This window comes from Bradyrhizobium sp. UFLA05-89 (assembly GCF_059803475.1).
Genome location: NZ_JBANBA010000312.1, coordinates 1 through 506, shown reverse-complemented (window position 1 = coordinate 506; position 506 = coordinate 1). Strand labels below are relative to the sequence as shown.

1 protein-coding gene is annotated in these 506 nt (G+C 62.1%); it reads right to left on the bottom strand.

Features of this window, described 5'->3' with window-relative positions; translation table 11 throughout:
- A partial coding sequence (locus SO139_RS46425) for a transposase (protein ID WP_498542183.1) occupies positions 1-506 on the bottom strand: 506 nt, incomplete at both ends.

Sequence of the window (506 nt, the reverse complement as noted above, 5' to 3'; positions counted from 1 at the left end):
GCTCATAGACCAGCCAGGCCAGCATCTCGGCCGAGCCATAGCCGCTGTCGCCGAGGAGCTGGCTCGGATAGAGATCGAACCGTTCCAGCGAGCGCTCAATCATGCGCTTGGCGGCCAATACCTCTGCCTGCCGGATGGCCGTGGTTGCCTCGACATCGACGATGATCGCATTCTCAACGTCGATCAGATAGTTGGTTGAATAGGCGAAGAAGGCCTGACCGCCATGGGCTCCGGTCCATCGCGCCGCTGGATCTGAGGGTGACACGAACTTCGGCGTGACCTCGGTCGCAGCTCCAAACGCGGCATCATCGAGGACGGCCAGATACTCGTCGATCGCCCGACCGGCGGCCTCCGGGGGAAGCCCCTTGTCGCCTTCGATCCCATTCTGCCGGTTGGCATCGGCTTTGATCAGGCTTGCATCAACGGCAAATCCCTCACCGCCGACCAGTCGCTCCTCGATGCAGCGGCGCAAAACGCTTTCGAACACGCGACGGAACAGATCGCTC